Origin of the sequence: Pseudomonas sp. AP19 (genome assembly GCF_001728855.1) — a bacterium.
GTDB classification, from domain to species: Bacteria; Pseudomonadota; Gammaproteobacteria; order Pseudomonadales; family Pseudomonadaceae; genus Aquipseudomonas; species Aquipseudomonas fluorescens.
Window position 1 is genome coordinate 81146 of the sequence record NZ_LXJP01000009.1, and the last position, 23741, is coordinate 104886.

A 23741-nucleotide genomic window follows, 5' to 3' on the forward strand; every position below is an offset into this window, starting at 1 on the left:
AGACTTGTTCGGCAGGGTAGCGCCACCACTCACGCAGAAGGCTTTTACCCCATGACTCAACCTCCGCAGACGCAGCGCTACGCGACACTCTCGATGACCTTGCACTGGCTGATGCTGGCGCTGTTTGTCGGCGTGTATGCCTGTATTGAAATCAAAGGCTTGTTGCCGCGCGGGCATGCGCTCAAAGGGGTGTTTCTTGGCGCCCACTCGCTGTTCGGTATCGGCATTTTCGTGCTGGTGTGGCTGCGACTGCTCGGGCGCCTGGCGCCGCGCCCGGCGATCCTGCCACGTCCGCCTCTGTGGCAAACGGCAGCCTCGCACCTGATGCACCTGGCGCTGTATGCCTTGATGGTGGTAACGCCGTTGTTGGCCTGGCTGATGCTCAATGCCGCCGGCAAACCGCTGCCGTATTTTGAGTTTGCCTTGCCGACGCTGGTGGCGCCCGACCCGGACCTGGCCAAGCAGTTCAAGCACTGGCATGAATGGTTGGGCAGCAGCGGTTACTGGTTGATCGGCCTGCATGCGGGCGCAGGGTTGTTCCACCATTACTGGGTTCGGGACAACACCCTGGTGCGCATGTTGCCCGCGCGTTTCGGGCGCTGATCGCGCAGCACACGGCCAGACATGGGTGGCGGCAAGCATCCCCAGTGAAGCGTTCAGCCATCCATGAAACTCGCGGATTTCAGATTTATTGGCTTGATGAAACGTTTAACCACGCGATAAACGGCAGACGCAAGCGCTTGCGTAACGAAATGCAACTGGAATAGAGTCGGCAGCGTTCGACTACAAAAATAATAATTCCAGGAGCTCATGCATGAGCCTTGAACCCTTGCTTGAGATGCAGGGCATCAGCAAAACCTTTAATGGTTTGCGGGTGCTCAAGAACGTCGGCCTGAAGGTTTACCCCGGTGAAATCCACGCCTTGATGGGTGAGAACGGCGCCGGCAAATCAACCTTGATGAAAATCCTCTCCGGCGCTTACCAGGCTGACCCCGGCGGTGACATCCGCATCGACGGCCAGCGCATCGCCACGTTTGACCCCGCCACCGCCAAAACCCTCGGCATCGCTGTGATCTACCAGGAACTGAGCCTGTGCCCGAACCTGAGCGTGGCCGAGAACATTTACCTGGGCCGTGAACTGCGGCGTGGCTGGACCATCGACCGCAAGGGCATGCAGGACGGCTGCTTCGAGGTGTTGCAGCGGCTGGGTGCCGAGTTCAAACCCACGACGCCGGTCAGCAGCCTGTCGATTGCCGAGCGTCAGTTGGTGGAAATCGCCCGTGCGCTGCATGCCCACGCCAGGATCCTGGTGATGGACGAACCGACCACGCCGCTGTCATCGCGCGAGACCGATCGGCTGTTCGCACTGATCAAACAACTGCGTAGCCAGGGCTTGGCGATCATCTATATCAGCCATCGCATGGCCGAGATCTACGCGTTGTCGGACCGGGTGTCGGTGCTGCGCGACGGCCAGTACATCGGCGAGCTGACCCGCGATGCGCTGTCGGCCGAGGTGCTGGTGAAAATGATGGTCGGCCGCGATCTCTCCGGTTTCTACAAGAAGGAGCACGCCGCCTATAACCCCGGCAACGTGGTGATGCGCGTGCGCGACATGGCCGATGGCAAGCGCGTGCGCAATTGCAGCTTCGACCTGCATGCCGGCGAAGTGCTGGGCATTGCCGGGCTGGTCGGGGCAGGGCGCACCGAGCTGGCACGGCTGATCTTCGCCGCCGACCCGCGCACCTCCGGCACCCTGGAAGTGGTGGGCAAGACCGTTACCCAACTGCGCAACCCGGCGGACGCGATCCGCGCCGGCGTGGTGTACCTCACCGAAGACCGCAAGGCCCAGGGCCTGTTCCTGGACATGAGCGTCGCCGACAACATCAACGTTTGTGCCTGTGTGCCGGATGCCCACGCCGGTGGTGTGCTGGACCGCGGCCATGCTGCGCAACGCGCGAATGATGCGATCAAGTCGTTGTCGATTCGCGTGGCCTCCGGCAAGGTCAATGTCGGTGCGCTGTCGGGTGGCAATCAGCAGAAGGTACTGCTGGCGCGGCTGCTGGAGGTCAAGCCGCATGTGCTGATCCTCGACGAACCCACGCGGGGCGTCGACATCGGCTCCAAGTCCGAGATCTACCGCATCATCAATCAACTGGCGTTGGCCGGGGTTGGCATCGTGGTGATTTCCAGCGAGCTGCCGGAAATCATCGGCACCTGCGACCGTGTGCTGATCATGCGCGAAGGCCAGTTAGTGGCCGAAGTGGGCGGGGCATCCGGCCACGTTATATCCCAGGAACGTATTATTGACCTCGCCACCGGTGGCGATCAGGTGGCTGCTAATGGTTGATTCAAACAACACGATGACAATTGCCTCGGTGGGCAAGGCTGAACGCGTCCGCGAGCTGATGCGCACGGTGGGCATGTTGCCGGTACTGGTGTTGCTGCTGGTGGGCTTTGCCCTGGCCAGCGAGAACTTCCTGACCGTGCAGAACCTGTCGATCATCACCCAGCAGGCCTCGGTCAACGTGGTACTGGCGGCGGGCATGACCTTTGTGATCCTCACGGCGGGCATCGACCTGTCGGTCGGCGCGATCCTCGCGGCCTCCGCCGTGGTGGCGCTACAGGCCTCGATGTCGCCGCAGTTCGGCATGTTCGGGATCGCCGCCGGGATTGGTTTCGGCTTGTTGCTGGGCCTGGTCAACGGTGGGCTGATTGCATTCATGCGCCTGCCACCGTTCATTGTCACCCTCGGCGCACTGACTGCCATGCGTGGCCTCGCGCGTTTGCTGGCCGACGATAAAACAGTGTTCAACCCTGACCTGCCCTTTGCATTTATCGGCAATGACTCGATCCTCGGCGTACCGTGGCTGGTGGTCATCGCCGTGGCGGTGGTGGTGTTGTCGTGGTTCATCCTGCGCCGCACCGTGATGGGCGTGCAGATCTACTCGGTGGGCGGCAACCCGGAGGCCGCGCGGCTGTCGGGGATCAAGGTGTGGAAGGTGTTGCTGTTCGTCTACGCCATGTCCGGCGCATTGGCCGGGCTCGGCGCGGTGATGAGCGCCTCGCGCCTGTTTGCCGCCAATGGCCTGCAGCTGGGCCAGTCCTATGAGTTGGATGCGATCGCTGCGGTGATTCTCGGCGGCACCAGTTTTACCGGCGGCGTCGGCACCATCGGCGGCACGTTGATCGGCGCGCTGATTATCGCGGTGCTCACCAATGGCCTGGTGCTGCTGGGGGTGTCGGATATCTGGCAGTACATCATCAAGGGCATCGTGATCATTGGCGCGGTGGCGCTGGATCGCTATCGCCAATCCGGCGCTCGTACCTGATTTCACTCCCACAATAATCACAAGAGAGATCCGCATGAACCTTAAACGCCTGTTTCCCGTTCTGGCCCTGGCTGCCCTGATGTCCAACGTCGTGCAAGCCCGGGAACTCAAAGCCCTCGGCATCAGCATGGGCTCGCTCGGTAACCCGTATTTCGTGACCCTGGCCGACGGCGCTACGGCGCGGGCCAAGGAGCTCAACCCCAACGTCAAGGTCACCTCGGTGTCGGCCGACTATGACCTGAGCAAGCAGTTCTCGCAGATCGACAACTTCATTTCCTCCAAGGTCGACCTGATCCTGATCAACGCTGTCGACCCGTCGGCGATGGCCTCGGCCATCAAAAAAGCCCGTGACGCCGGGATTGTGGTGGTGGCCGTGGATGTGGACGCCAAAGGTGTCAACGCCACCGTGCAAACCGACAACGTCGAAGCCGGCAAGCTGGCCTGCCAGTTCCTGGTGGACAAACTCGCGGGCAAAGGCAATGTGATCATCCAGAACGGCCCGCAAGTCACTGCGGTGACCGACCGTGTCAAAGGCTGTAAAGCCGCGCTGGCCGCAGCACCGGCTATCAAGGTGCTGTCCGACGACCAGGACGGCAAAGGCTCGCGTGAAGGTGGCCTGAATGTGATGCAGGGTTACCTCACACGCTTCCCGAAAATCGACGGGCTGTTTGCGATCAACGATCCGCAGGCCATCGGCAGCGACCTGGCGGCCAAGCAGCTGAAACGCGGCGGCATCATCATCACCTCGGTGGACGGTGCGCCGGATATCGAGAATGCCTTGAAGACCGACACGCAGATCCAGGCCTCGGCCAGTCAAGACCCTTGGGCCATGGCCCAGACTGCGGTGAATGTCGGCAATGACATTCTCAATGACAAGGCCCCGGCCGAAGCGGTGACCCTGCTCACGCCAAAATTGATCACCCGCGACAACATCGGTACGTACAGCGGCTGGTCGAGCAAACATTGATCCACTGAAGGGGAGCGCGTCATGGTCACCATGGATGACGTGGCGAGCCGGGCGGGTGTGTCGACGTCGACGGTGTCACACGTATTGAACGGCACCCGCAAGGTCAGCCCGGCCACGGTGCAGGCGGTGCAGCGCGCGATTCAGGCATTGGGCTACATCCCCAATACCCTGGCGCGCTCGCTGGCCCGGTCCAGTACCAGCACGATTGGCGTGGCGATCTCGGCGCTGTCCAACCATTACTTCAGCGAGATGGTGCACGCGATTGAAGCCGAGTGCACCCAGCACGGCTTCATGATGCTGTTTGCCGACCCCCATGACGACCCGGAGCAAGAGCTGCGGGTGGTCACGGCGCTGCATCATCGGCGCGTCGACGGCATTCTGTTGGCACCCTCCACCGGCTCAAAGGCCCTGGCGTATCTGCAGGCCAATGACATGCCAACGGTGTTGGTGGACCGCATGATGAGCGAGCAGTTTGATCAGGTCGGGGTGGAGAATATCCAGTCGACTCGGGCACTGGTCGCCCACCTGATTGAACACGGGCACCGACGCATCGGCTTTATCGCCGGGCGGGCAGGGCTGAGCACCACCGATGAGCGCGTGGCGGGTTACCGCGATGCGCTGGAGGCGGCGGGCCTGATATTCGACCCGCAATTGCTGGTCAGTGGCGGCTCCAGCAGTGCGCCGGCACGGGCCGCTACCGTGCAGTTACTGGGCCTGGCCGCGCCACCGACAGCGATCATGGCGGGCAATAACCTGATGACGCTGGGCGCCATGCACGCCCTGCGTGATGCGCACATTGAGGTGCCGGGGCAAATGGCCCTGGTGGGTTTTGATGATTTTGACTGGGCAGATTTCTTCGTGCCGCGCCTGACGTTGATTGCCCAACCGGTCAACGAACTTGGGGCGCGCGCCGTACAAATGTTACTGCAACGCATGGCGTCGCCGGCTGCGCCTGCGCAAAGTGTGCGCCTGGCACCCAGCCTGCAATACCGTAACTCATGTGGCTGTACTTGATTGGAATGATCCGCGTATGAGCAGTCCTGTTTCCCTCGGCATAGACCTCGGCACTTCGGAACTCAAGGCGATCCTGATGGACGTTGACGGCGAGGTGCTGGCCCACGCCGGCGTGCGTTTGAGCGTGTCGCGGCGCCACAGCGGCTGGTCCGAACAAGCGCCGCAAGACTGGTGGCACGCCTGTTTGCAGGCGCTGGAGCAGTTGCGTGCCCATGAGGCGTTTGCCCGGGTGGCGTGTATCGGCCTGTCGGGGCAGATGCACGGCGCGGTGCTGCTGGGGGATGACGATCGCGTGCTGTACCCGGCAATCCTGTGGGACGACTCGCGCGCGGTGGCCGAGGCCGAACAACTCGGCGCCGGCTTTGCCGAGGTCACCGGCAGCTTGCCCATGGCCGGGCTCACGGCGCCGAAATTGCTCTGGCTGCAGCGGCACGAACCCGAGGTATTCAAGGCGATTGATTGCGTGCTATCCCCCAAGGATTACCTGCGCTTGCGGTTGACGGGCGAGCGCATCAGCGAGATGTCGGATGCCGCCGGCACACTGTGGCTGGATGTGGCGCAGCGTGAGTGGTTTGCGCCCATGGTGGGTGCCACGGGCCTGACGCTGGCGCAGATGCCCAGGCTGGTGGAAGGCGGCGCGGCAAGTGGGTGTTTGAAGGCGAGCGGGTTGGGCCTGTCGCCCGAGGTGGTGATTGCCGGCGGTGGCGGCGATAACCCGGTGGCCGCCGTCGGTATCGGCGCAATCAACGCCGGTGACGGCTTCATTACGCTGGGCACCAGCGCGGCGATTGTGGCGATCACCGATCATGCCGCCGGGAATCCGGCCAGTGCCGTGCACAGCTTCTGTCACGCGCTGCCCAACCGCTGGTACACCATGGGCGCGATGCTCGCCGGTGCCAGTTGTTTGCGTTGGGTCACGCGGCTCACCGGTACGCCGGATGAGCAGACGTTGTTGGATCAGGTGCAGGCCCAATTGCCCATTGCACAGCTCGTGCCATTGGACACGCCGCTGTTTCTGCCGTACCTGGCCGGTGAGCGCACACCGCATAACGATCCTTTATTGCGCGGCGGCTTTATGAGCCTGGGCCACGATTGCACGCCAGCCATGCTCGGTTATGCGGTGATGGAAGGCGTCGGGTTTGGTTTGCTCGATGCCTTGCACGCCGTGCAATCGGCCGGCGCCAACGTCGCGGCATGCGCCCTGGTCGGTGGCGGCGCACGCAGCGAATACTGGGCGCAGTTGCTGGCCAATATCCTGCAGCGCGAGATATTCACCTTGCACGGCAGTGAATTGAGCGCCTGCATTGGCGCCGCGAAGCTTGGGTTTCTGGCGATCGGGCAGGGCGCCGCCTTGTTGCAGGCGGGCATGCCGGTCAAGGCACGGTACTTGCCGGACACCGCGCAGCAGCCAAGGCTGCAAGCGCGTTATCGCCAGTTCCAGGGGTTACACGCTGCGGCAACGGCGCTGCACGACTGATCAAGCGCCTGGTGACGGTTGTTGTGGCAAGCCCGCTCGCCACCGTCGCGGGGGCCGCACTGAATTATCCGGTTTAACTGGCCAGACTGCGCAGTACGCGGTCCAGCGAGGTGGTGCCCTTGAGCACGGCGTCGTGTTCGAAACAGATCCAGCCTTCGTTGAACCCATCAACCATGCGCATGCGCGGCATTGGGTGTTGTGCGCCTTGGGCGCGAAGCAAGCTTTCCCAGCGCTCGCGTTCGACCACTTCGGCCTTCACGTCACGGCCCAGGATGTGCCCCAGGGCCTGGGCAATGTCGTTCGGGCTCACCCATTGGCCTTCCAACTCAACCACGCGGCGGCCGGCCCAGTCTTGCTGCAACAACTGCGCGGCGAGGGTGCCGATGTCGGCCGTGGCAACCATCGGCACGCGCTTGTCGAGCGGTTGCAGGAAACTATGGATCCGCCCGGTGTCACGCGCGGTGCTGACATCGTACGCCGCGTTCTCCATGAACCAGGCCGGGCGCAGGAATGTCACGGGAATGTCCAAAGCGCTGAGCGCTTGCTCCATCAGCGTGCGCTGAGTCAGCAGGTTGAGCGCTGTGGCTTGGGCGCCGATGGTCGACAGGCACAGCACCTTGTGGGGCGCGGCGGCCTTGAGCGCCTGGCTGACAGCGGCGATCACCGCACGTGCTTCCGGAAAGCCGGGCTGCGGGTCAAATTCCGACGGCGGCAGAATGAACACGCCCGTGGCACCTTTGAACGCTTCAGTCAGTGCGTGTGCATCTTCCATCCGGGCCAAGGCGATCTCGCAACCCAGGTCGGCCCAATAAGCCGCTTTGCTGGCATCGCGAATCACCGCGCGCACCGGTTGCTGCGCTGCGAGGAGCGCATGCGCCAACGCGCCGCCGACCTTGCCTGTGATACCTGTAATGACGTACATGAGCGTTACACCTCTGGGTTCCAATGAAGGGAGCCCAGCATAAAGACCCGCCTGCAATGACAGAATAGCGATTCCGTCACTGCTTTAATGAGCCCCAGTCATTAATCAGCCAGCGGTGGCAAACGCCGTTTTACCGGGGTTTTCTTGACGATGGCGGTGTTGGTTTCGGCATACGCGTTGAGCCGGTCCAGCAGGCTGTCGAGGTGGTCCATGGTGCGCACGTGCAGGCGGGCGATAAAGCAGTCATCGCCGGTGACTTTGTCGCACTCGGTGAACTCCGGGATCGCCTGGATCTGGCGCTCCACCTCCTGCAATTGGCCAGGCAACGGCCGGATGCGCACGATGGCTTGCAACAAGTAGCCGAAGTGCCTGGGGTCGATATCGACGGTGTAGTGGGTCAGCACGCCGCGCTCTTCGAGGCGCCGCAGGCGTTCGCCGACACTCGGCGATGACAGCCCGGTGATGCCCGCCAGGGCCTTGAGGGACAGGCGCGAGTCGTCCATCAAAGCGGCGATCAGTTGCTGGTCGATGGTGTCAATCATGCGATGTGCCTAATAAGAAAAGGTGATTGCGGCGTTTTGCCTTTCTTAGTCGCTGGAGCGGCTGACACGCAGATTGCCATAATTGAGCCTCACTTGAGGAGCCTCTATCGTGGACACATCTATCCGTCGCGGGTCGTGGGAAATGGTTGCCGCCATGCTGATTTCGGGCAGCATCGGCTGGTTTGTGCTGGTGTCGGGCGTCTCGGTGATCGAAGTGGTGTTCTGGCGCTGCGTGATAGGCGCGCTGACCTTGTTGCTGGTCTGTGCGTTGCTGGGTTACCTGCGACTGAACCTGCTCACCTGGGCCAAGCTTGGCCTGGCTATGCTCAGCGGCGTGGCCATTGTCGGCAACTGGTTGCTGTTGTTCGAATCCTATTCGCGCGCGTCCATCGCCATCAGTACCGCGGTGTATAACGTGCAGCCGTTCATGCTGGTGATGCTGGCGGCGGTATTGCTTGGCGAAAAGATCACCGTGCAGAAACTCGCGTGGTTGAGCGTGGCATTCCTGGGCATGTTGGCGATTGTCACCGCCCATGGCGAGCAGCAACGCGGTGGCGGGGATTATCTGGCGGGTATCGCGTTGGCCCTGGGCGCGGCGTTCTTATATGCGATTGCGGCGCTGATCATCAAGCGCTTGAAGGAAGTGCCGCCGCACTTGATGGCGTTGATTCAAGTGATCACCGGCGCATTGCTGTTGGCGCCGCTGGTGCCTTGGAACAGTTTGCCCGCTACCACAAATGCCTGGGCTGCACTGGTTACGCTGGGCGTTGTGCACACCGGCCTGATGTATGTGTTGCTGTACGGGGCGATCCAGAAACTGCCGACCGCGATTACCGGGGCGCTGTCGTTTATCTACCCTATTGCGGCGATTTTTGTCGACTGGCTTGCCTTTGGGCATCGCCTGGGTTGGCTGCAATGGCTGGGGGTTGTTGCGATTCTGTTCGCGGCAGCGGGGTTGCAGCGGGGCTGGTGGTGGCCCCGCTCCCCAAGGGCTAGTGCGTGCCCTGAAAGATGATACTTTCCGGGTCGAAATGGCCCACGCCGCTGCCCGGCAGCGGTAAGCCAAGGATATGCCCCTTGATCTTGCCCACCACGTGCATCTCGCACGGCTTGCAGTCGAATTTCAAGGTCAGCACTTCGTCGCCGTGGATCAACTGCATCGGCGCGACTTTGGTCTTCACGCCCGTCACACCCTTGGCCTGTTTAGGGCACAGGTTGAACGAGAACCGCAGGCAATGCTTGGTGATCATCACCGGCACTTCGCCGGTTTCTTCGTGGGCTTCAAAGGCAGCGTCGATCAGCTTCACGCCGTGACGGTGGTAGAAGTCGCGGGCCTTCTGGTTGTAGACGTTGGCCAGGAATGACAGGTGCGCTTCCGGGTACACCGGCGGCGGCGTGGTCTCGGCCTTGCGCCCACCTCGTGGGTGCGCTGCAACGCGTGCGGCCGTCAGCGCTTCGATCACTTCGCGGCGCAATGCCTTGAGTTGCGAGTTGGGGATGAAGAACGCCTGTGGCGCATCCAGCTCGATGTGCGTGGCGTGGTACTCGGTGGTGCCGAGTTGGCCGAGCAAATCGCGCAGTGTCTCCAGCGCTTGTTCCGGCTTGTTGGCCACGCCAAACGGGCCGGGCAGGGTGACGCTGGCGCGGATGCCTTCTTCGCTGGTGGCGGTGACTTCCAGCTGATCTTCTCGCAGGCGTGCCACCCACGACAGACCGATACGGCGCTCGGCCGAGGTCTTGAGCAGCGCCTGTTGCCAGTTATGGTCCAGGTTGCGGTTCAGCGGGTGATTCGGGCGCAGTTGGTGCAGCCCGGCCGGCATCTCGTTCGGCTCGACGCGGTAACGGTAGCGTTTCTCGCCGTCTTCCTCGAACTCGCCTTTGGCTTCTGCGATGTTGGCGCGGAAACCCACGACTTCGCGCTTGATCAGCACATTCAGGCCGTCGCCGTTGGACAGCGGCTCATGGGTGACCACCTGCAGGTCGCGCTTGCCGGCTTTTTCCACCATGCCCACCGGCAAACCGGTGAACGTCGGGGTGTCGAAAGCGCCGATGTCGATCTTGCGATCACTGACGAAGTAGTCGGTGCTGCCACGGTGGAAGGTTTTTTCCGGGTCTGGCAGGAAGAAATGCGCGGTGCGGCCGCTGGACGCGCGGGCCAGGTCCGGGCGGTCTTCGAGGATGTCGTCGAGACGCTGGCGGTAATAGGCGGTGATGTTCTTCACATAACCCATGTCCTTGTAGCGGCCTTCGATCTTGAACGAACGCACACCGGCTTCGACCAGTGCGCGCAGGTTGGCGCTCTGGTTATTGTCTTTCATCGACAGCAGGTGCTTTTCAAAGGCCACGACGCGGCCCTGGTCATCTTTCAAGGTGTACGGCAGGCGGCAGGCCTGGGAGCAGTCGCCACGGTTGGCACTGCGGCCATTCTGCGCGTGGGAAATGTTGCACTGCCCGGAGAACGCCACGCACAAGGCGCCGTGGATAAAGAACTCGATGGCTGCATCGGTTTCATCGGCGATCGCGCGGATTTCCTGCAGGTTCAGCTCACGGGCCAATACCAACTGCGAGAAACCGGCCTGGTCGAGAAACTTGGCGCGGCCCAGGGTGCGGATGTCGGTCTGGGTGCTGGCGTGCAGCTCAATCGGCGGAATATCCAGCTCCATCACGCCCAGGTCTTGCACGATCAGCGCATCGACACCGGCGTCGTACAGCTGATGGATCAGCTTGCGCGCAGGTTCCAGCTCGTTGTCATGCAGGATGGTGTTGATGGTGGTGAACACGCGAGCGTGGTAACGGCGGGCGAATTCGACCAGTTGAGCGATATCGCTCACCTCGTTACACGCATTGTGGCGGGCGCCGAAGCTTGGGCCGCCGATGTAGATGGCGTCGGCGCCATGCAAGATGGCCTCGCGCGCGATGGCGACATCGCGGGCAGGGCTGAGCAATTCCAGGTGATGCTTGGGCAAGGACATAGTTTTTTAGTCAGGCTTGTCACGGTTGAGGCGCGCATTGTAGCTGTGAAATGCCTGACCGGCATCTACCGCAGGGCTGTCAGGCCTTGGCGGCCATCGCGGTGACTTCCACCCGCATGCCTTCAACGGCCAGGGCCGCTACGCCGACGGCCGCGCGAACAGGCCAGGGCTTGGCAAAAAATCGCTTATAGACTTCGTTGAATGCAGCCCGATCAGCCATGTCGGTGAGGTAGATGGTCAGGTGCATGACCCGATCCATCGAACTGCCGGCCTTTTCGAGCGCCACTTTCAAGGCTTGCAACGTGCATTCGCTTTGCAGGGTGATATCACCCAGTTCCAGGCTGCCGTCGGCGTGGGTCGGGATCTGTGTGGAGACCAGAATGCCGTTGAAGCCGATGACGTCGGAGGAAATGGAATCGGCATCCGGGTCGGGGGTGTAGGTCAGGTCGTGGTTGGCCATGATGGTTTCCTGGCAGGTAAAAAGGGCCGTCAATTTAAACACAGGGTCACTGCAAATCGGCGCAAAGACAGCAGAGAATTGGCGTCAATTAATAATTATTTTTCGGCTATAAAGTTGCCTGTGCCCAAGTCGATAGTGCAATGAAGCAGCCCAGATTCTGCGCACAAACGAGGGTAGGTCATGTTCAATAAAACACTCAAAACAGAACTGACGGCCAGGACGGCCGAAGTTGTCGAGTATAAAGGACTGATTACTGCACTCGAGCGCTCTATGGCGGTGGTCGAATTCGACACCAATGGAAAAGTGCTGCGCGCCAACGAAAACTTTATGAACACCCTGGGCTATAGCGCCGAGCAATTGGTCGGCAAGGCTCATCGTGATTTCTGCTTGCCTGCGCTGACCAGCAGCCCGGCCTATGCGGCGTTATGGAACGACCTCAAGGCGGGAAAATTCGTCTCAGGTACGTTCAAGCGCGTAACCCGTGACGGCCGGGTCGTGTGGCTGGAGGCCAGTTACAACCCGGTGCTGGATGAGCGTGGCCAGGTCCTTAAAGTGGTCAAGTACGCCCTGGACGTTACCCGCAAAGTCGAACAGGAGGCGGCCACCCACAGCAAACTGGTCGCGCTGGACCGAGCGATGGCGGTCATCGAGTTTGACTTGAAAGGGCAAATCCTGGACGCCAATGAAAACTTCCTCAACGTGATGGGGTATTCGCTCGCCGAACTCAAAGGCAAACACCACCGCATGTTTTGCGAGCCCGAGTTGATCAACAGCAATGAATACACCGACTTCTGGCGCCGCCTTAACAATGGCGAATTCTTTACCGGGCAATTCAAGCGTCTGGGCAAGCACGGTCGCGTCGTCTGGCTGGAAGCCAGTTACAACCCGGTGTATGACGGCGATGGCACTTTGATCAAGATCGTCAAGTTTGCCAGCGACATTACCGAGCGCGTGGAAAAGTTCGAGGAAGATTCGCGCGGCGCTTCACGGGCTTACCATATTTCATCCGAAACCGAGCGATTCGCCGAGCATGGCACACAGGTGATTCAAGAAACCGCCAGTGAAATGCGCCGGATTGCCGACAACATCGGCGTCTCCGCGCGGCTGGTGGGCCAACTGGGCGATCGCTCCGAACAAATTACCGCCATCGTCAATACCATCCGTGGCATCGCTGACCAGACCAATCTGCTCGCGCTCAACGCTGCCATCGAGGCGGCGCGGGCAGGTGATCAGGGCCGTGGCTTCGCGGTGGTGGCCGATGAGGTACGGCAACTGGCAGGGCGGACCAGCGGTTCAACAGCAGAGATTGCCGAGATGATCAGCATGATCCTGTCGGAAACCCGTGATGCCGTTGCCAGCATGAATGCCACTCAGGAAGGCGCGCAGCGTGGCGTGAGCCTGGCTGACCAGGCGGGCTCGGTGATTCTGCAGATCCGCACCAGCACCAGCGATGCCGTACAAGCCGTGAGCATGTTTGCTTCAAAGTTGGATGAGTCTGAGGTGATTCCGAAAACCGCGGTCGGCTGGGTGGGATAACGGCGGAGCGCCGGCCGGCACAACAGCCGGTCGGCGCACTGACTGCCTTACAAAAGCGTGAACGGATAGTCGACGATCACCCTCAGCTCATTCAACTTGCCGTCGCGCTGATCGGCATTTGAAGAGACCATGGCGTCACGCACGCGCAGCGACAGGTTTTTCGCCGGGCCGCTCTGCAGCACGTATTTGGCCTCTACATCGGTTTCGTGGTGGTCGCCATCCGCGCCGTAGTCGCCGGCATAGGCGCTGTTGGCCGGGGTGTGGGTGCCATTGATGTCCGAGCCGTTGATGTAGCGGGTCATGAAGCTCAGGCCCGGCACGCCATAACTGGCCATGTTCAGGTCATACCGCACGCCCCAGGATTGTTCCCCCGGGCCGTTGAAGTCGCCCCATTGCACCGAGTTGGCCAGCAAGACCGAGTCGCCGCCTTCGCCTGCGCCGTTGTCGCCGGTGCCGATGTAGTCGAACGGGGTGTCGCCATGCACTTTCTGGAACGACAACGTCACAGTGTGCGCGGCCAGGAACGAATAGGCCGCCGCCACCGAGTAGGTGGTGTTGTTGATTGCCCCGGCCTTGGCGCTGCCGGTGTCGAGGGTGCGGTACAGGTTGCCGTCCAGTGCCAGCGACTGGTCATGCGCCAATGGCAGCACGTAATTGAGGTTGGTGTAGTACTGGCGCCAGATATCTTCCAGCTCGCCGGCATACACGGTCGCGCTCAAAGACGGTGTGAAGGTGTATTTGCCGCCGATGAAACTGGCACTGTTGGCGGCCACGTTGGCGTAGGTCGCATAGATATCGTGGTCATGGTTGCTGGTCATGCCGCTGTTGGTGCTGGTGAAATGCCCGGCTTCCAGGTCCAGGCCGGCGATTTCGCTGCTGGTCAGGTCAAAGCCGGTGGCCGTCTGCGGCAAAATTCGTGTGCCGCCAGTGGCGAAGACCGGCGCGGTGGGCTGCATATCACCGAATTTCAGCTGAGTCTTGGAGACCTTGATCTTCACCGCAGCGCCCACCGAACCGTAGCCATTGGCAGGGTCGCCATTTCGGTCGGTGGGCAGCTCACCGGTGCCGGCATCTGCGTGGGTGGCGTCGAGCTTCATCGCGCCGTAAGCGTAGGCATCCATGCCAAACCCAATAGTGCCCTGGGTAAAGCCCGAGGCGTAATTGAGCATCGCGCCCTGGGTCCAGTCGCGGTTGTCGGCCTTGCCGCTTTGGCGATCGCGGTCGAAGTAATAGTTGCGCAACAGGCCGGTCATGCTGCTGCCCTCGATAAAGCCTTTGGAATCTGCCTGGTCGGTGACGGACTCGGCGAAGGCCAGTTGGCTGACGCTGGCACACACCGCCAACGTTAACAGGCTCCACTGTTTGATCATGTTGTTACTTCCCCGGAATAATTAACGCGTGCACAGAAACACCGCATTTTTTTGGACGGAACTTAAGCTGGAATGGGCAGATGTTTTCAGGTGAGCGACAGGCTGTTTTTATTGTGCTCGACGTGTTTGTCGAGACTGATTTTTATCATATTTTTTGCCACCTGCAGCGCGGCCGTTGATTAAACTCGATTAATTAAACTTCACCTCTTTTAATCCGCCACAGGTGTAGCGTTGATAGGGTCTTAGCCGCTCTGCTTCGACAAAACCTTTGGTTTGCCGCCGCAGGCTCTGCGGCGGATTTTTTAGATATGGTCAACTAAACTTAGCTCACTGTTTAAACTCGGAAATGGCCATTCACTAGTGGCGATATAACTCTGCGCGTCACAATTAGTCGTTTTTATCTAGACTGTTGCACCGACGCGCCAATAATCCTCTCGCTTACGTCACAGCCAGGCGACAGCTACGCGATCAACGCCGACAGTGCGCGTAACAAACAGCAAGCGGATTGGTACACAGGGCTCACGGATTAGCGCAAGGGTTTCGGCGTCACGCCGCCGCCACTCGAGGCCATCATCATGGCGAAAAATGGCGACGTTGACGTGGGTAATCCCAACACCCATTACTGACTGCAGATGGACTTTGCCAGCCACACCGTCGAAGTGGCGGCGTGGGTGTTCTCGCCGCTTGCCGCGAAAAATACATGCCCTATCATGGCGCATGCACTCCTCTTAACAAGGACCAGAGGCCTCTTGAATTGCCGGCCGATGACGGTGGCCTCAAAGGCATCGGCTACAACAATGGTCGCGGGTTTGCCCCGGATGGCTCGGGCCCCAGCTGGCGTTCCGATGGGCAAGGCGGCTATGAGGGCACCGGCGAGTACCGCAAGCGTGGGTATAAGTCTGATGGCCGTGGCGGCTATATCGGCACCGGCAATAATAGGGGAGGGCGCTGGAAACCCGATTGAAGCTGCGCTCGCCAGAGGAACGCGGTGCTGATTGTTTCAATCAGCACCGTCGCGACGCTTACTCTTTAACGTCCATGAACTCAGCAGCCCACGCCACGTAGCTCTCCGGCAGCGTGTAGGTATGCGTCAGTTCAGTCGCGCTGAGGTTCGAGGTGCTGCTGGTCATCTTGCGCTGGGCGCGCAGGCTGTCGTAAGTCGCCTTGATCGAGGCGAAGTAGGCGCCGTGGCCGGCCACCACAATGCGCACGCCCAGGCTGGCCAGGCGCTCGCTGTCATTGAGCTTCGGATTGCCGTAGGTCACCAGCATCAGTGGCACGGTGAGGTTTTCTGCGATCTGTTCAAGGTGTTCGAAGTCTTTGACGCCGACCATGCAAATGCCGTCAGCACCGGCATGTTCATAGGCCTTGGTGCGGGCGATGACATCTTCGGTCGGCAATACACCTGCGTTGGTGCGCGCGATGATCGACAGCTGCGGATCGACACGCGCCTCCAGGGCTGCCTTGACCTTGCCGATGCCTTCCTCGACAGAAATCAGGTCGGTGGATTTACGGCCAAACTGGGCAGGCAACAGCGTGTCTTCAATGGTCAGGGCGGCCACCCCGGCACGCTCAAGCTCCTCGACGGTGCGCATCACGTTCAGGGCATTGCCGTAACCGTGGTCGGCGTCAGCGATGAAAGGCAGTTGGGCGACACGGCCAATCCGGGTGGCCTGCTCGACGAACTCACTCAGCGTGATCAATGCAAAATCCGGTGCCGCCAGTACCTGCAAAGACGCGACTGAGCCACCCAGGATACCGACCTCAAACCCCAGGTCTGCCGCGATACGGGCGGACATGGGGTCGAAAACCGAGGCGGTTTCAACGCATATTTTTTTTGCAAGCAATTCACGGAAGTTGCGGCGCAACGCTGAGTGAGAAATCTTCGGCATGTTCTTTCCTGGCTCTGTCATCGTCGAGTGACGATCAATGTCTATTCATGGTGATGCCAGATTACCATGCAGGCGAACCGGGGATTATGACGTTTGAGCATGGGGTAGGCGCCAAACACATGGTTTGGTGGTTCACGCTTGGCGCGAGTGGTAAGTCATGGCCTGTTATGATGCCGCTCTAACTGGATACGCGTGGGTGTATAAACGCCGTTAACCGCCCGCTGCAGAATATTCGACTCAGTCAGATATTGAATTTTTTTGCTGGCGTGAATATGGTGCTGATCCCATTAATTTTCACGACCTCGGCCTGTGTCTCAGGCGCGAATAAAACCACTTCATCTGGCCCTCCGTTAGTGCCTTGCAGGCCATCAAATTTTCCAGCAGCCCATTCCTTAAGGCAATACGCAAGAATACGGTGATCGTTGTTCACGTGGGATGAGAGTGATCCGAGTAAAACACCGTTGAAGTCAGCTAGCGTGACGGACGATATCAGTCTTAAACGAAGACGGTACCCAGGCTGCCCGTTTTGTAAGGTTTGCCCCACATAACTATGGGTTTTCAGTATTGAGTCAGTAGTCCACAGCGGCCTCCCGAAACTAATTTTCAATGAATGATCAATAGCGCCTACGTGCCATAAACGTGTTCCGGGAGGTCGCGTCAAAGTAACGGCCCCGGAGCGTTGGTATAAAGCTTCTATTTGTTGGGTGATCAAGGAGACGTCTATATTTTGCTCGTGCACCCTCCAGGCCATATACCCTTTCTTAACAATGGGCGCAACAACATTTCTTGAGGCAATATCCATTTCTCGAATCATCACGTCAATGCTGATTTTCCCTTTTGAATCAAAGAACTCATGTGCCCATTTGGTTGCCACACGCTTAATCTCGGCAATTACAATTTCGGGGAATTGAGGTACATACTTGTCTGAAAGCCACGCTAGAAAATCAGGCACATGGCTGACGATTGAAATTCCTTTAGTAACTTTCCCTGTTTCATCCAGTAGGGCTAAGGCCCTCCGTTCGCCCTCAGAGTTAAGTTCACAGCGATCAGAGAGACCTTGGAGCTTTTTCAGGATGGCTCTGGCTTTGAATCTATCCCAGATAACTTTCAGACCTGGCTTAGAGTCATCCACTCTCGATTGAATTTCTTCTTCCGCAAAATTCAGTCCTTTCCGAACCAATAATCTAAAGAAATAATGTTGGGTGTTAAATTTCCATTTTTCAAAGTCGGTCATGCGAAGTCAGTCCTTAACTTGTATGTTGGGTGCGGCAACCCATCTAATCAACGCTTGGATGGTGGAGAAGCATAACGTTCTATGGGCGCTTTCGATATAAGCAGCATCACCCATACGCCTGCTGCGCCGTGCCTGCCTCGTGATGGTGCGTCGCGCCAATAAACAGGTACATCGCCGGCACCATGAACAACGTCAACAGCGTGCCGATCGACAGCCCGGCGAAGATCACCAGGCCCATATCATGCCGCCCGGCCGCCCCGGCACCGGAGGCCCAAACCAGTGGCACCACGCCCAGCACCATGGCGGCGGTGGTCATCAGGATCGGGCGCAGGCGCACTGCGGCCGCTTCTTCAATCGCCTCACGCTTGCTGCGGCCTGCGCGCTGCAACTCGTTGGCGAACTGCACGATCAGAATCCCGTGCTTGGTGATCAACCCCAGCAGCGTCACCAGGCCAACCTGGGTGTACACGTTGATAGAGGCGTAGCCCATGGTGATAAAGGCCAGCGCGCCAAACAGGGCCGGCGGCACCGAGAACAGAATCACCACCGGGTCACGGAAACTCTCGAACTGGAAGGCCAGGGCCAGGTAGACGATCAGAATCGAGAACAGCAGCAGGCCGACGAACCCGCCGGACTCCTGGATGAATTGGCGCGATTCACCCGAGAAGTCGGAGGTGTAACCCGAGGGCGCAACCTGGGTCAGGATCGTGTTCAGCTTGGCCAGCAGCTCGCCTTGGGCCACGCCGCTGACGCCCGAGAGCGTGGCCGAGTTGAGTTGCTGAAAGTGGTTGATCGATTCCGGCTGTGTCGACGTCTCGATATGCGCCACCGTACGTGCCTGGATCATGGCGCCTGCGGGGGTACGAATGGAGTAATCGAGAATTTGCTCGGGGTTGAGGCGGTCGACCTGCAACACCTGGGGGATGACCTTGTAAGAGCGCCCGGCGGTGGAGAAGTAGTTGACGTAGTTGCCACCCAGTGCGGCAGACAAGGCGGCACCCACGTCGGCTTGGGTCATGCCCAGCGCGGCAATTTTCTCGCGGTCCACCACCAGCTTGGCTTGTGGCTTGTCCAGCTTCAAATCCATGTCGGAAAACCAGAACAGCTGTTGTTTTTGCGCCTCGGCCATGACTGCCTGTGCGACTTCGTTGAGGTTTTCCACCGAGTCGGTGGTGGTGATCACAAATTGCACCGGCAGCCCTTGGGCGCCTGGCAGTGACGGCAGCGGAAACGCCGCGATCGTGGCGCCGGGCACCTGATTCCATTTTTGCTGCAGATCCAGGATCAGTTGAGCCTGGGAGCGCGTGCGATCTCCCCAGGTCTTGAGCAACACGCCACCCAGGCCCTGGTTCAGTGCCGGCAGGCCGGTCAGCTGGAACATTTGCGCGTATTCCGGCTCTTTGTTGGCGATCTGGAAAGCCTGGTCGGCAATCCGTTCCATTTGTTGTGGCGAGGCCGTCGGCGGGCCTTTGATCTGCATGAAGACCAGCCCCTGGTCTTCGGTGGGGGACAGCTCGCTTTTGGCCGTCATGCCGCTGGCGGCGACCAGCAGGAACAGCACAAAACCAAACGTCACCAGCACCGGCCAGATGTCCAGGCCGCCTGACAGCACACGGTGGTAACGCCCGCGCAGCCAATCAAAGTAGTGGTCGAGCCGGCGTGCGAAACGGCCTTCTTCCTGCCCGGTCTTGAACAGCTTCGAGGTCATCATCGGTGAGAGGGTCAACGCGACCACGGCCGACACGGTCACCGCGCCCGCCAAGGAGAAACAGAACTCCTTGAACAGTGCCCCGGTGAGCCCACTGCGCAGCCCGATAGGCACATACGCAGCAATCAACACCACCGTCATCGCAATGATCGGGCCGCCCAGTTCCCGCGCCGCCAACAGCGCCGCCTCGAGCACGCCTTTGCCTTCTTCCTTGATATGACGGTCGACGTTTTCCACCACAATAATTGCATCGTCGACCACCAGGCCAATCGCCAATACCAACGCGAGCAGGGTCAACAGGTTGATGGAATACCCCAGCAGGTACATCACAAAGAATGTGCCGACCAGCGACAGCGGTATCGCCACCAGTGGCACCACCACCGCGCGGAACGAGCCGAGGAACAGGTAAATGACCACCGAGACAATAATCATCGCCTCAACCAGGGTCTTGACCACCTCGTAGATCGAGGTGTTGATGAACGCGGTGGAGTCATACACGATGTCGCCGCGTACCCCGGTAGGCAGTTGCGACTGCAGTTCGGGGAAGGCCTCGCGCACGCTGTCGGCGACGGTCAGGATGTTCGCGGTGGGCGCCACCTTGATGCCGATGAACACGGAACGCTTGCCGGAAAACGCCACGCTGCTGTCATAGCTTTCGGCGCCGAGGGTGACGGTGGCGACATCTTCCAGGTACACCAGCGCGTCGCCTTTCTGCTTGATCACCAGCCGTTTGAACTCATCCACGCTGTGCAAATCGGTCCCGGCCGTCAGGTCCACCGTCACGGTTTGCCCCCGGGTCGAACCGACGGCAGACAGGTAGTTGTTGTTGGCCAGCGCGGTGGCCACGTCCTGCGCCGTCACGTTATGCGCCGCCAGTTTGTCCGGGTCCAACCAGGCGCGCAGGGCGAACTGGCGCCCGCCGAGGATCTCTGCGGTTTGCACGCCCTGGATCGAATCCAGCTTGGGTTTGACCACCCGCACCAGGTAATCGGTGATGTTATTGGTGGCCAGCGTGTCGCTGTAGAAGCCCAGGTACATGGCGTCTGTGGTCTGCCCGACGGCGATCGTGAGCACCGGCTCCTGGGCCTGGGCCGGCAGTTGGTTCTTGACCGAGTTGACCTGGGTATTGATCTCGGTAAGGGCCTTGCTCGCGTCGTAGTTGAGCCGCAGCGTGGCGGTGATGGTCGAGACCCCGGTGATGCTCGACGAGGACAGGTAGTCAATGCCCTGGGCCTGGGCAATCGCCGACTCGAGCGGCTGGGTAATGAAGCCTGCGACCGTGGACGCGTCTGCACCGTAGTAGGCCGTGGTGATGGTGACCACGGTATTTTCGGTACGTGGCCATTGGTTCACGGGCAATTCGAAGATCGAGCGCAGCCCCAGGATCAAGATAAACAGCGACACAACCACGGCCCAGACCGGTCGCTGAATAAAGGTATCGGTAAGTTTCATGGGGCACCTTTAATGTTCTTGGGGCGTCGGCGCCGGGTCGTTCAGCGGTGCGGTGCTGTTATCGACCTTCACTGCCGAACCGTTTTTGAGCTTCATCTGGCCACTGGTGATCAGCAGATCGCCTTCTTTCACGCCGGACAGAATGGCCACCTGATCACCACGGGTCGGCCCGGTCTTGATGAAGGTTTGCTGCGCGGTGAGTACCGTTTCGCCCTGGTCATTCTTGCTCGACGTGGCGATGAACACCGTGGTGCCGTAAGGGTTATAGGTGACCGACGTTTGGGGCACGGTGAGGTAGCGCTGGGTGGTCCCCGCGTTGACCACTGCGCGGGCAAACATGCCGGGCACCAGGGTTTGTTTGGGGTTCTCGACCGTAGCTTCGACCGTCACGTTGCGTGTGGTTGAATCGAACTGGGTATCGATGGTGCTGATCTTGCCGGTGAAGGTCTGGTTGGACAGGCCATCGGCGGTCACCGACACCGCTTGGCCGATGGCAATAGCCTCCAGTTGGGTTTGCGGCACCGTGAAATCAATGTAAATCGGGTCAAAGGTCTGCAGCGTCGCGATTTTGTCGCCGGGGTTAAGGTACTGGCCGGGGTTGACGCTGGTAATCCCGATGCGCCCGGCAAACGGTGCGCGGATGGTTTTTTTCGCCACCAGCGCGCGTTGCTGTTCGGCGGCGGCGAGCTTGGCCTTCAAGTCGGCAGTGTCGGTATCAACCTGGGCTTGGGACACCGCGTTTACCGCCAGTTGCGCCTTGTCGCGCTTGAGCACGATCACGGCCAGGTCGGCCGTGGCTTCAAGCGAGTGAAGTTGCGCGATGTCGGCGTCGGCATTCAACTGCACGAGCAGTGCCTGGGCCTCGACGCCTTGTCCGGGTTTGAAGCCGATGGTCCGCACAATGCCGCCGACTTCGGTGGTCACATCCACCCCGCGTACGGCTTTCATCGAGCCGACGGCGGTGACACTCGGTTGCCAATCGCTGAAGGGCACCTGCATGGCCGTCACCACCGCGGCGGGCAAGGGCACTTTGGACTGGGCAATCAGCGCTGAAATCTGCACGAATTTCACCCCGGCAATGATCGCGACTATCACCACGACCACCCCGATCATGATCAGCATTGGCCGCCACAGTCGCCGCTTGCGTGGGCTGCCGGGCTGGGGCGGTGGGGCAGCGGCAGTGTTGACTTCAGCCATGGGGTTTCTCGCTGTTTCAGTGATTCAACTCAGTTGAGCCGCGCCGCATCGGCAGGCGCCGCCTTGCTCTTGGTCGGCATGATTTCTTGCCATGACGGCAGGCCGAAACGATCCGCACGGCCCTGGGTGGCGGGGTCCACATCCGCGCGGTTCCACCAGCCACCCCCCAATGCCTGGAACAGCGCCGTGGTGTCGCTGTACCGCGCGGCCTGCGCCTTGACGCGCGCCAGCGCGGTGTTCTGGTAGGTTTGTTGGGCGGTCAGCAGGTTGATGTAAGCCACCGCGCCGAGGCGAAACTGCGCCTGTACCAACTCGAGGTTGGCCTGTGCGGAGCGTTCCGCCGCCACCTGCTGGTTGAGCGCATCGGCGTCAGCCTGCAGCGCCCGGAGCGCGTTGGCGACATCCTGGAACGCGGTAATCACTGTGCCGCGATAGCGCGCCGCGGATTCGTCATAGGCCGCCACGGCGGCACGTTTGCGATGTTCAAGTGCGCCGGCATCAAATAGCGGTTGGGTGATCGAACCGGCGAGGCTCCAGACGCCGGAGCCGGCTGAAAACAGCTGGGTGCCGCTGGTCACCGTAGACCCCAAAGACCCGGTGATGCTGAACTGCGGCAACTGGTTGGCGACGGCCACGCCAATGTTGGCACTGGCTTGATGCAGTTGAGCTTGTGCAGAACGCACATCCGGCCGCTGGCCAACGATGGCTGACGGCAAGCTGAGCGGCAGTGCTTGCGGGAGTTGCAGAGACGCCAGGTTGAAGCGCTCGTCCCGATCCTGGTTTGGAAAACGGCCGAGGTAAGCCATCAGCTGGTTGCGCGTTTGCGCCAATTGTTTTTGCAGCGGCGGCAAGGTGGCGCGGGTTTGCGCCAATGCCGTTTGCTGAGTGAGCACGTCGGCATCCCCGATGGCGCCCAGTCGGCGCTGCGCCTGCAGCACATCCAGTTGGCCGCTCTGGAGGCGGATGATTTCTTCGCTGGCGGCGACTTGATCCCGCACAGACGCCAGGCTGATGGCGGTATTGACCACATTGGCGGTCAACGTGAGGTACGTCGCCTCCAGTTGGAAGCGTTGGTACTCGGCTTGCGCTGTGGTCGACTCAATTTGCCGACGGGTGCCGCCGAATACGTCCGGGGCGTAGGAAACGCTCAGCGACGCGGAGCTCACCGTGAGAATCGGCGATTCGGCGAGGCCAGACGTGGCCCCGGAGACTTTCTCGCGGGCTTTCCGCACGTTGCCGCTCACCGAGGGAAACAGCGACGCCTGGTCGGCGTAGACCAGCTCGTTGGCCTGGCGCAACGCTGCTTGTGCGGCGCTCACATCAGGGTTGGCCCGTAAGGCCTCTTCGACCAGGGCGTTCAACGCCGGTGAATGGAACAGCGTCCACCATTGCCCGGGAATATCCATCCCGGCAATCAGCCGCTGCGCCGCGCCACCGACGTCAATGTCGGCCTGGGCGGTGGTGGTGAGTGTTTCCCGCGAGTAGTCGGCATTCGCCGCCACGTCGGGCCGTGTGAAATCAGGCCCGACGGTGCAGCCGGCGAGGGCAACGCACAGCAGGCTGAACGAGGCCAGAAGGTGCGAGGGTCGAAAAAGCGCACAGGCTGGCGCCACTGGGTGCGGTCCCGATGCAAGCTGCCGAGGCTGCTCTTTCATAGTCACTCTGATTG

General features: G+C 60.5%; 18 protein-coding genes and 2 pseudogenes. 10 read left to right on the forward strand and 10 right to left on the reverse strand.

Annotated features, from left to right (window positions below):
- Positions 1-51 precede the first annotated feature (51 nt).
- The 6 genes from A7D21_RS09445 (at position 52) to xylB (ending at position 6787) form a co-directional block, all read left to right on the forward strand.
- On the forward strand, positions 52-603 hold the full coding sequence (locus tag A7D21_RS09445) for a cytochrome b (RefSeq protein WP_053256126.1): 552 nt from the start codon (positions 52-54) through the stop codon (positions 601-603).
- A gap of 211 nt (positions 604-814) precedes the next feature.
- Complete coding sequence (locus tag A7D21_RS09450; RefSeq protein WP_069551578.1) at positions 815-2347, forward strand: sugar ABC transporter ATP-binding protein; 1533 nt, start codon at positions 815-817, stop codon at positions 2345-2347.
- Between the two features lie 13 nt (positions 2348-2360).
- On the forward strand, positions 2361-3329 hold the full coding sequence (locus A7D21_RS09455) for a ribose ABC transporter permease (protein WP_053256520.1): 969 nt from the start codon (positions 2361-2363) through the stop codon (positions 3327-3329).
- 34 nt (positions 3330-3363) lie between these two features.
- Complete coding sequence (locus A7D21_RS09460) at positions 3364-4296, forward strand: ABC transporter substrate-binding protein (RefSeq protein WP_053256124.1); 933 nt, start codon at positions 3364-3366, stop codon at positions 4294-4296.
- A gap of 21 nt (positions 4297-4317) precedes the next feature.
- Positions 4318-5310 carry a LacI family DNA-binding transcriptional regulator gene (locus tag A7D21_RS09465; protein ID WP_069551579.1) on the forward strand — a complete coding sequence of 331 codons (993 nt, stop codon included), beginning with the start codon at positions 4318-4320 and terminating at the stop codon, positions 5308-5310.
- Between the two features lie 16 nt (positions 5311-5326).
- The gene (xylB, locus tag A7D21_RS09470; protein ID WP_053256122.1) at positions 5327-6787 is read left to right on the forward strand and encodes a xylulokinase; all 1461 of its coding nucleotides are present in this window, start codon (positions 5327-5329) and stop codon (positions 6785-6787) included.
- 73 nt (positions 6788-6860) lie between these two features.
- On the opposite strand, the gene A7D21_RS09475 is transcribed toward xylB, so the two are convergent.
- The gene (locus A7D21_RS09475; protein WP_069551580.1) at positions 6861-7709 is read right to left on the reverse strand and encodes an NmrA family NAD(P)-binding protein; all 849 of its coding nucleotides are present in this window, start codon (positions 7707-7709) and stop codon (positions 6861-6863) included.
- 101 nt (positions 7710-7810) lie between these two features.
- On the reverse strand, positions 7811-8251 hold the full coding sequence (locus A7D21_RS09480; RefSeq protein WP_053256120.1) for an Lrp/AsnC family transcriptional regulator: 441 nt from the start codon (positions 8249-8251) through the stop codon (positions 7811-7813).
- A gap of 109 nt (positions 8252-8360) precedes the next feature.
- On the opposite strand from A7D21_RS09480, the gene A7D21_RS09485 reads away from it, so the two are divergent.
- Positions 8361-9266: a DMT family transporter gene (locus tag A7D21_RS09485; protein WP_053256119.1), complete on the forward strand. Its 906-nt coding sequence runs from the start codon at positions 8361-8363 to the stop codon at positions 9264-9266.
- On the opposite strand, the gene A7D21_RS09490 is transcribed toward A7D21_RS09485, so the two are convergent.
- Positions 9244-11223 (reverse strand): U32 family peptidase, encoded by a 1980-nt coding sequence (locus A7D21_RS09490; protein ID WP_069551581.1) that lies wholly within the window; start codon positions 11221-11223, stop codon positions 9244-9246. The two genes, A7D21_RS09485 and A7D21_RS09490, sit on opposite strands and share 23 nt — an antisense overlap.
- A gap of 79 nt (positions 11224-11302) precedes the next feature.
- Positions 11303-11683, reverse strand: a complete 381-nt coding sequence (locus A7D21_RS09495) for a RidA family protein (protein ID WP_053256117.1) — start codon at positions 11681-11683, stop codon at positions 11303-11305.
- Positions 11684-11863: 180 nt separating this feature from the next.
- On the opposite strand from A7D21_RS09495, the pseudogene A7D21_RS36585 reads away from it, so the two are divergent.
- Together A7D21_RS36585 and A7D21_RS36590 are read left to right on the forward strand one after the other, a co-directional pair.
- Positions 11864-12631 (forward strand): annotated as a pseudogene (locus A7D21_RS36585) (PAS domain-containing protein); the annotation flags it as partial.
- Between the two features lie 111 nt (positions 12632-12742).
- Positions 12743-13219 (forward strand): annotated as a pseudogene (locus A7D21_RS36590) (methyl-accepting chemotaxis protein); the annotation flags it as partial.
- A 47-nt stretch (positions 13220-13266) separates the two neighbouring features.
- On the opposite strand, the gene A7D21_RS09505 reads toward A7D21_RS36590, so the two are convergent.
- The gene (locus tag A7D21_RS09505; protein ID WP_069551583.1) at positions 13267-14589 is read right to left on the reverse strand and encodes an OprD family porin; all 1323 of its coding nucleotides are present in this window, start codon (positions 14587-14589) and stop codon (positions 13267-13269) included.
- Positions 14590-15343: 754 nt separating this feature from the next.
- Here A7D21_RS09505 and A7D21_RS09510 point away from each other — a divergent pair.
- Entirely contained in the window at positions 15344-15553 is a 210-nt protein-coding gene (locus A7D21_RS09510; RefSeq protein WP_069551584.1) for a hypothetical protein, read from the forward strand.
- A 58-nt stretch (positions 15554-15611) separates the two neighbouring features.
- On the opposite strand, the gene A7D21_RS09515 is transcribed toward A7D21_RS09510, so the two are convergent.
- From A7D21_RS09515 to A7D21_RS09535, 5 genes are all read right to left on the reverse strand, one after another.
- Complete coding sequence (locus tag A7D21_RS09515; RefSeq protein ID WP_053256113.1) at positions 15612-16481, reverse strand: oxaloacetate decarboxylase; 870 nt, start codon at positions 16479-16481, stop codon at positions 15612-15614.
- 241 nt (positions 16482-16722) lie between these two features.
- On the reverse strand, positions 16723-17715 hold the full coding sequence (locus A7D21_RS09520; protein WP_069551585.1) for a hypothetical protein: 993 nt from the start codon (positions 17713-17715) through the stop codon (positions 16723-16725).
- A gap of 106 nt (positions 17716-17821) precedes the next feature.
- Positions 17822-20875, reverse strand: a complete 3054-nt coding sequence (locus tag A7D21_RS09525) for an efflux RND transporter permease subunit (protein ID WP_053256112.1) — start codon at positions 20873-20875, stop codon at positions 17822-17824.
- A 9-nt stretch (positions 20876-20884) separates the two neighbouring features.
- On the reverse strand, positions 20885-21997 hold the full coding sequence (locus A7D21_RS09530; protein WP_171902604.1) for an efflux RND transporter periplasmic adaptor subunit: 1113 nt from the start codon (positions 21995-21997) through the stop codon (positions 20885-20887).
- Between the two features lie 104 nt (positions 21998-22101).
- The gene (locus A7D21_RS09535; protein ID WP_141718213.1) at positions 22102-23685 is read right to left on the reverse strand and encodes an efflux transporter outer membrane subunit; all 1584 of its coding nucleotides are present in this window, start codon (positions 23683-23685) and stop codon (positions 22102-22104) included.
- Positions 23686-23741: the final 56 nt, after the last annotated feature.

Excerpts from the sequence above, each read along its gene's own strand:
- xylB (WP_053256122.1), top strand. The coding sequence starts at position 5,327 with ATGAGCAGTCCTGTTTCCCTCGGCATAGACCTCGGCACTTCGGAACTC.
- A7D21_RS09520 (WP_069551585.1), bottom strand. The coding sequence starts at position 17,715 with ATGACCGACTTTGAAAAATGGAAATTTAACACCCAACATTATTTCTTT.
- A7D21_RS09465 (WP_069551579.1), top strand. The coding sequence starts at position 4,318 with ATGGTCACCATGGATGACGTGGCGAGCCGGGCGGGTGTGTCGACGTCG.
- A7D21_RS09455 (WP_053256520.1), top strand. The coding sequence starts at position 2,361 with ATGACAATTGCCTCGGTGGGCAAGGCTGAACGCGTCCGCGAGCTGATG.
- A7D21_RS09515 (WP_053256113.1), bottom strand. The coding sequence starts at position 16,481 with ATGCCGAAGATTTCTCACTCAGCGTTGCGCCGCAACTTCCGTGAATTG.
- A7D21_RS09525 (WP_053256112.1), bottom strand. The coding sequence starts at position 20,875 with ATGAAACTTACCGATACCTTTATTCAGCGACCGGTCTGGGCCGTGGTT.
- A7D21_RS09475 (WP_069551580.1), bottom strand. The coding sequence starts at position 7,709 with ATGTACGTCATTACAGGTATCACAGGCAAGGTCGGCGGCGCGTTGGCG.
- A7D21_RS09480 (WP_053256120.1), bottom strand. The coding sequence starts at position 8,251 with ATGATTGACACCATCGACCAGCAACTGATCGCCGCTTTGATGGACGAC.
- A7D21_RS09450 (WP_069551578.1), top strand. The coding sequence starts at position 815 with ATGAGCCTTGAACCCTTGCTTGAGATGCAGGGCATCAGCAAAACCTTT.
- A7D21_RS09490 (WP_069551581.1), bottom strand. The coding sequence starts at position 11,223 with ATGTCCTTGCCCAAGCATCACCTGGAATTGCTCAGCCCTGCCCGCGAT.
- A7D21_RS09495 (WP_053256117.1), bottom strand. The coding sequence starts at position 11,683 with ATGGCCAACCACGACCTGACCTACACCCCCGACCCGGATGCCGATTCC.
- A7D21_RS09505 (WP_069551583.1), bottom strand. The coding sequence starts at position 14,589 with ATGATCAAACAGTGGAGCCTGTTAACGTTGGCGGTGTGTGCCAGCGTC.
- A7D21_RS09445 (WP_053256126.1), top strand. The coding sequence starts at position 52 with ATGACTCAACCTCCGCAGACGCAGCGCTACGCGACACTCTCGATGACC.
- A7D21_RS09460 (WP_053256124.1), top strand. The coding sequence starts at position 3,364 with ATGAACCTTAAACGCCTGTTTCCCGTTCTGGCCCTGGCTGCCCTGATG.
- A7D21_RS09530 (WP_171902604.1), bottom strand. The coding sequence starts at position 21,997 with ATGCTGATCATGATCGGGGTGGTCGTGGTGATAGTCGCGATCATTGCC.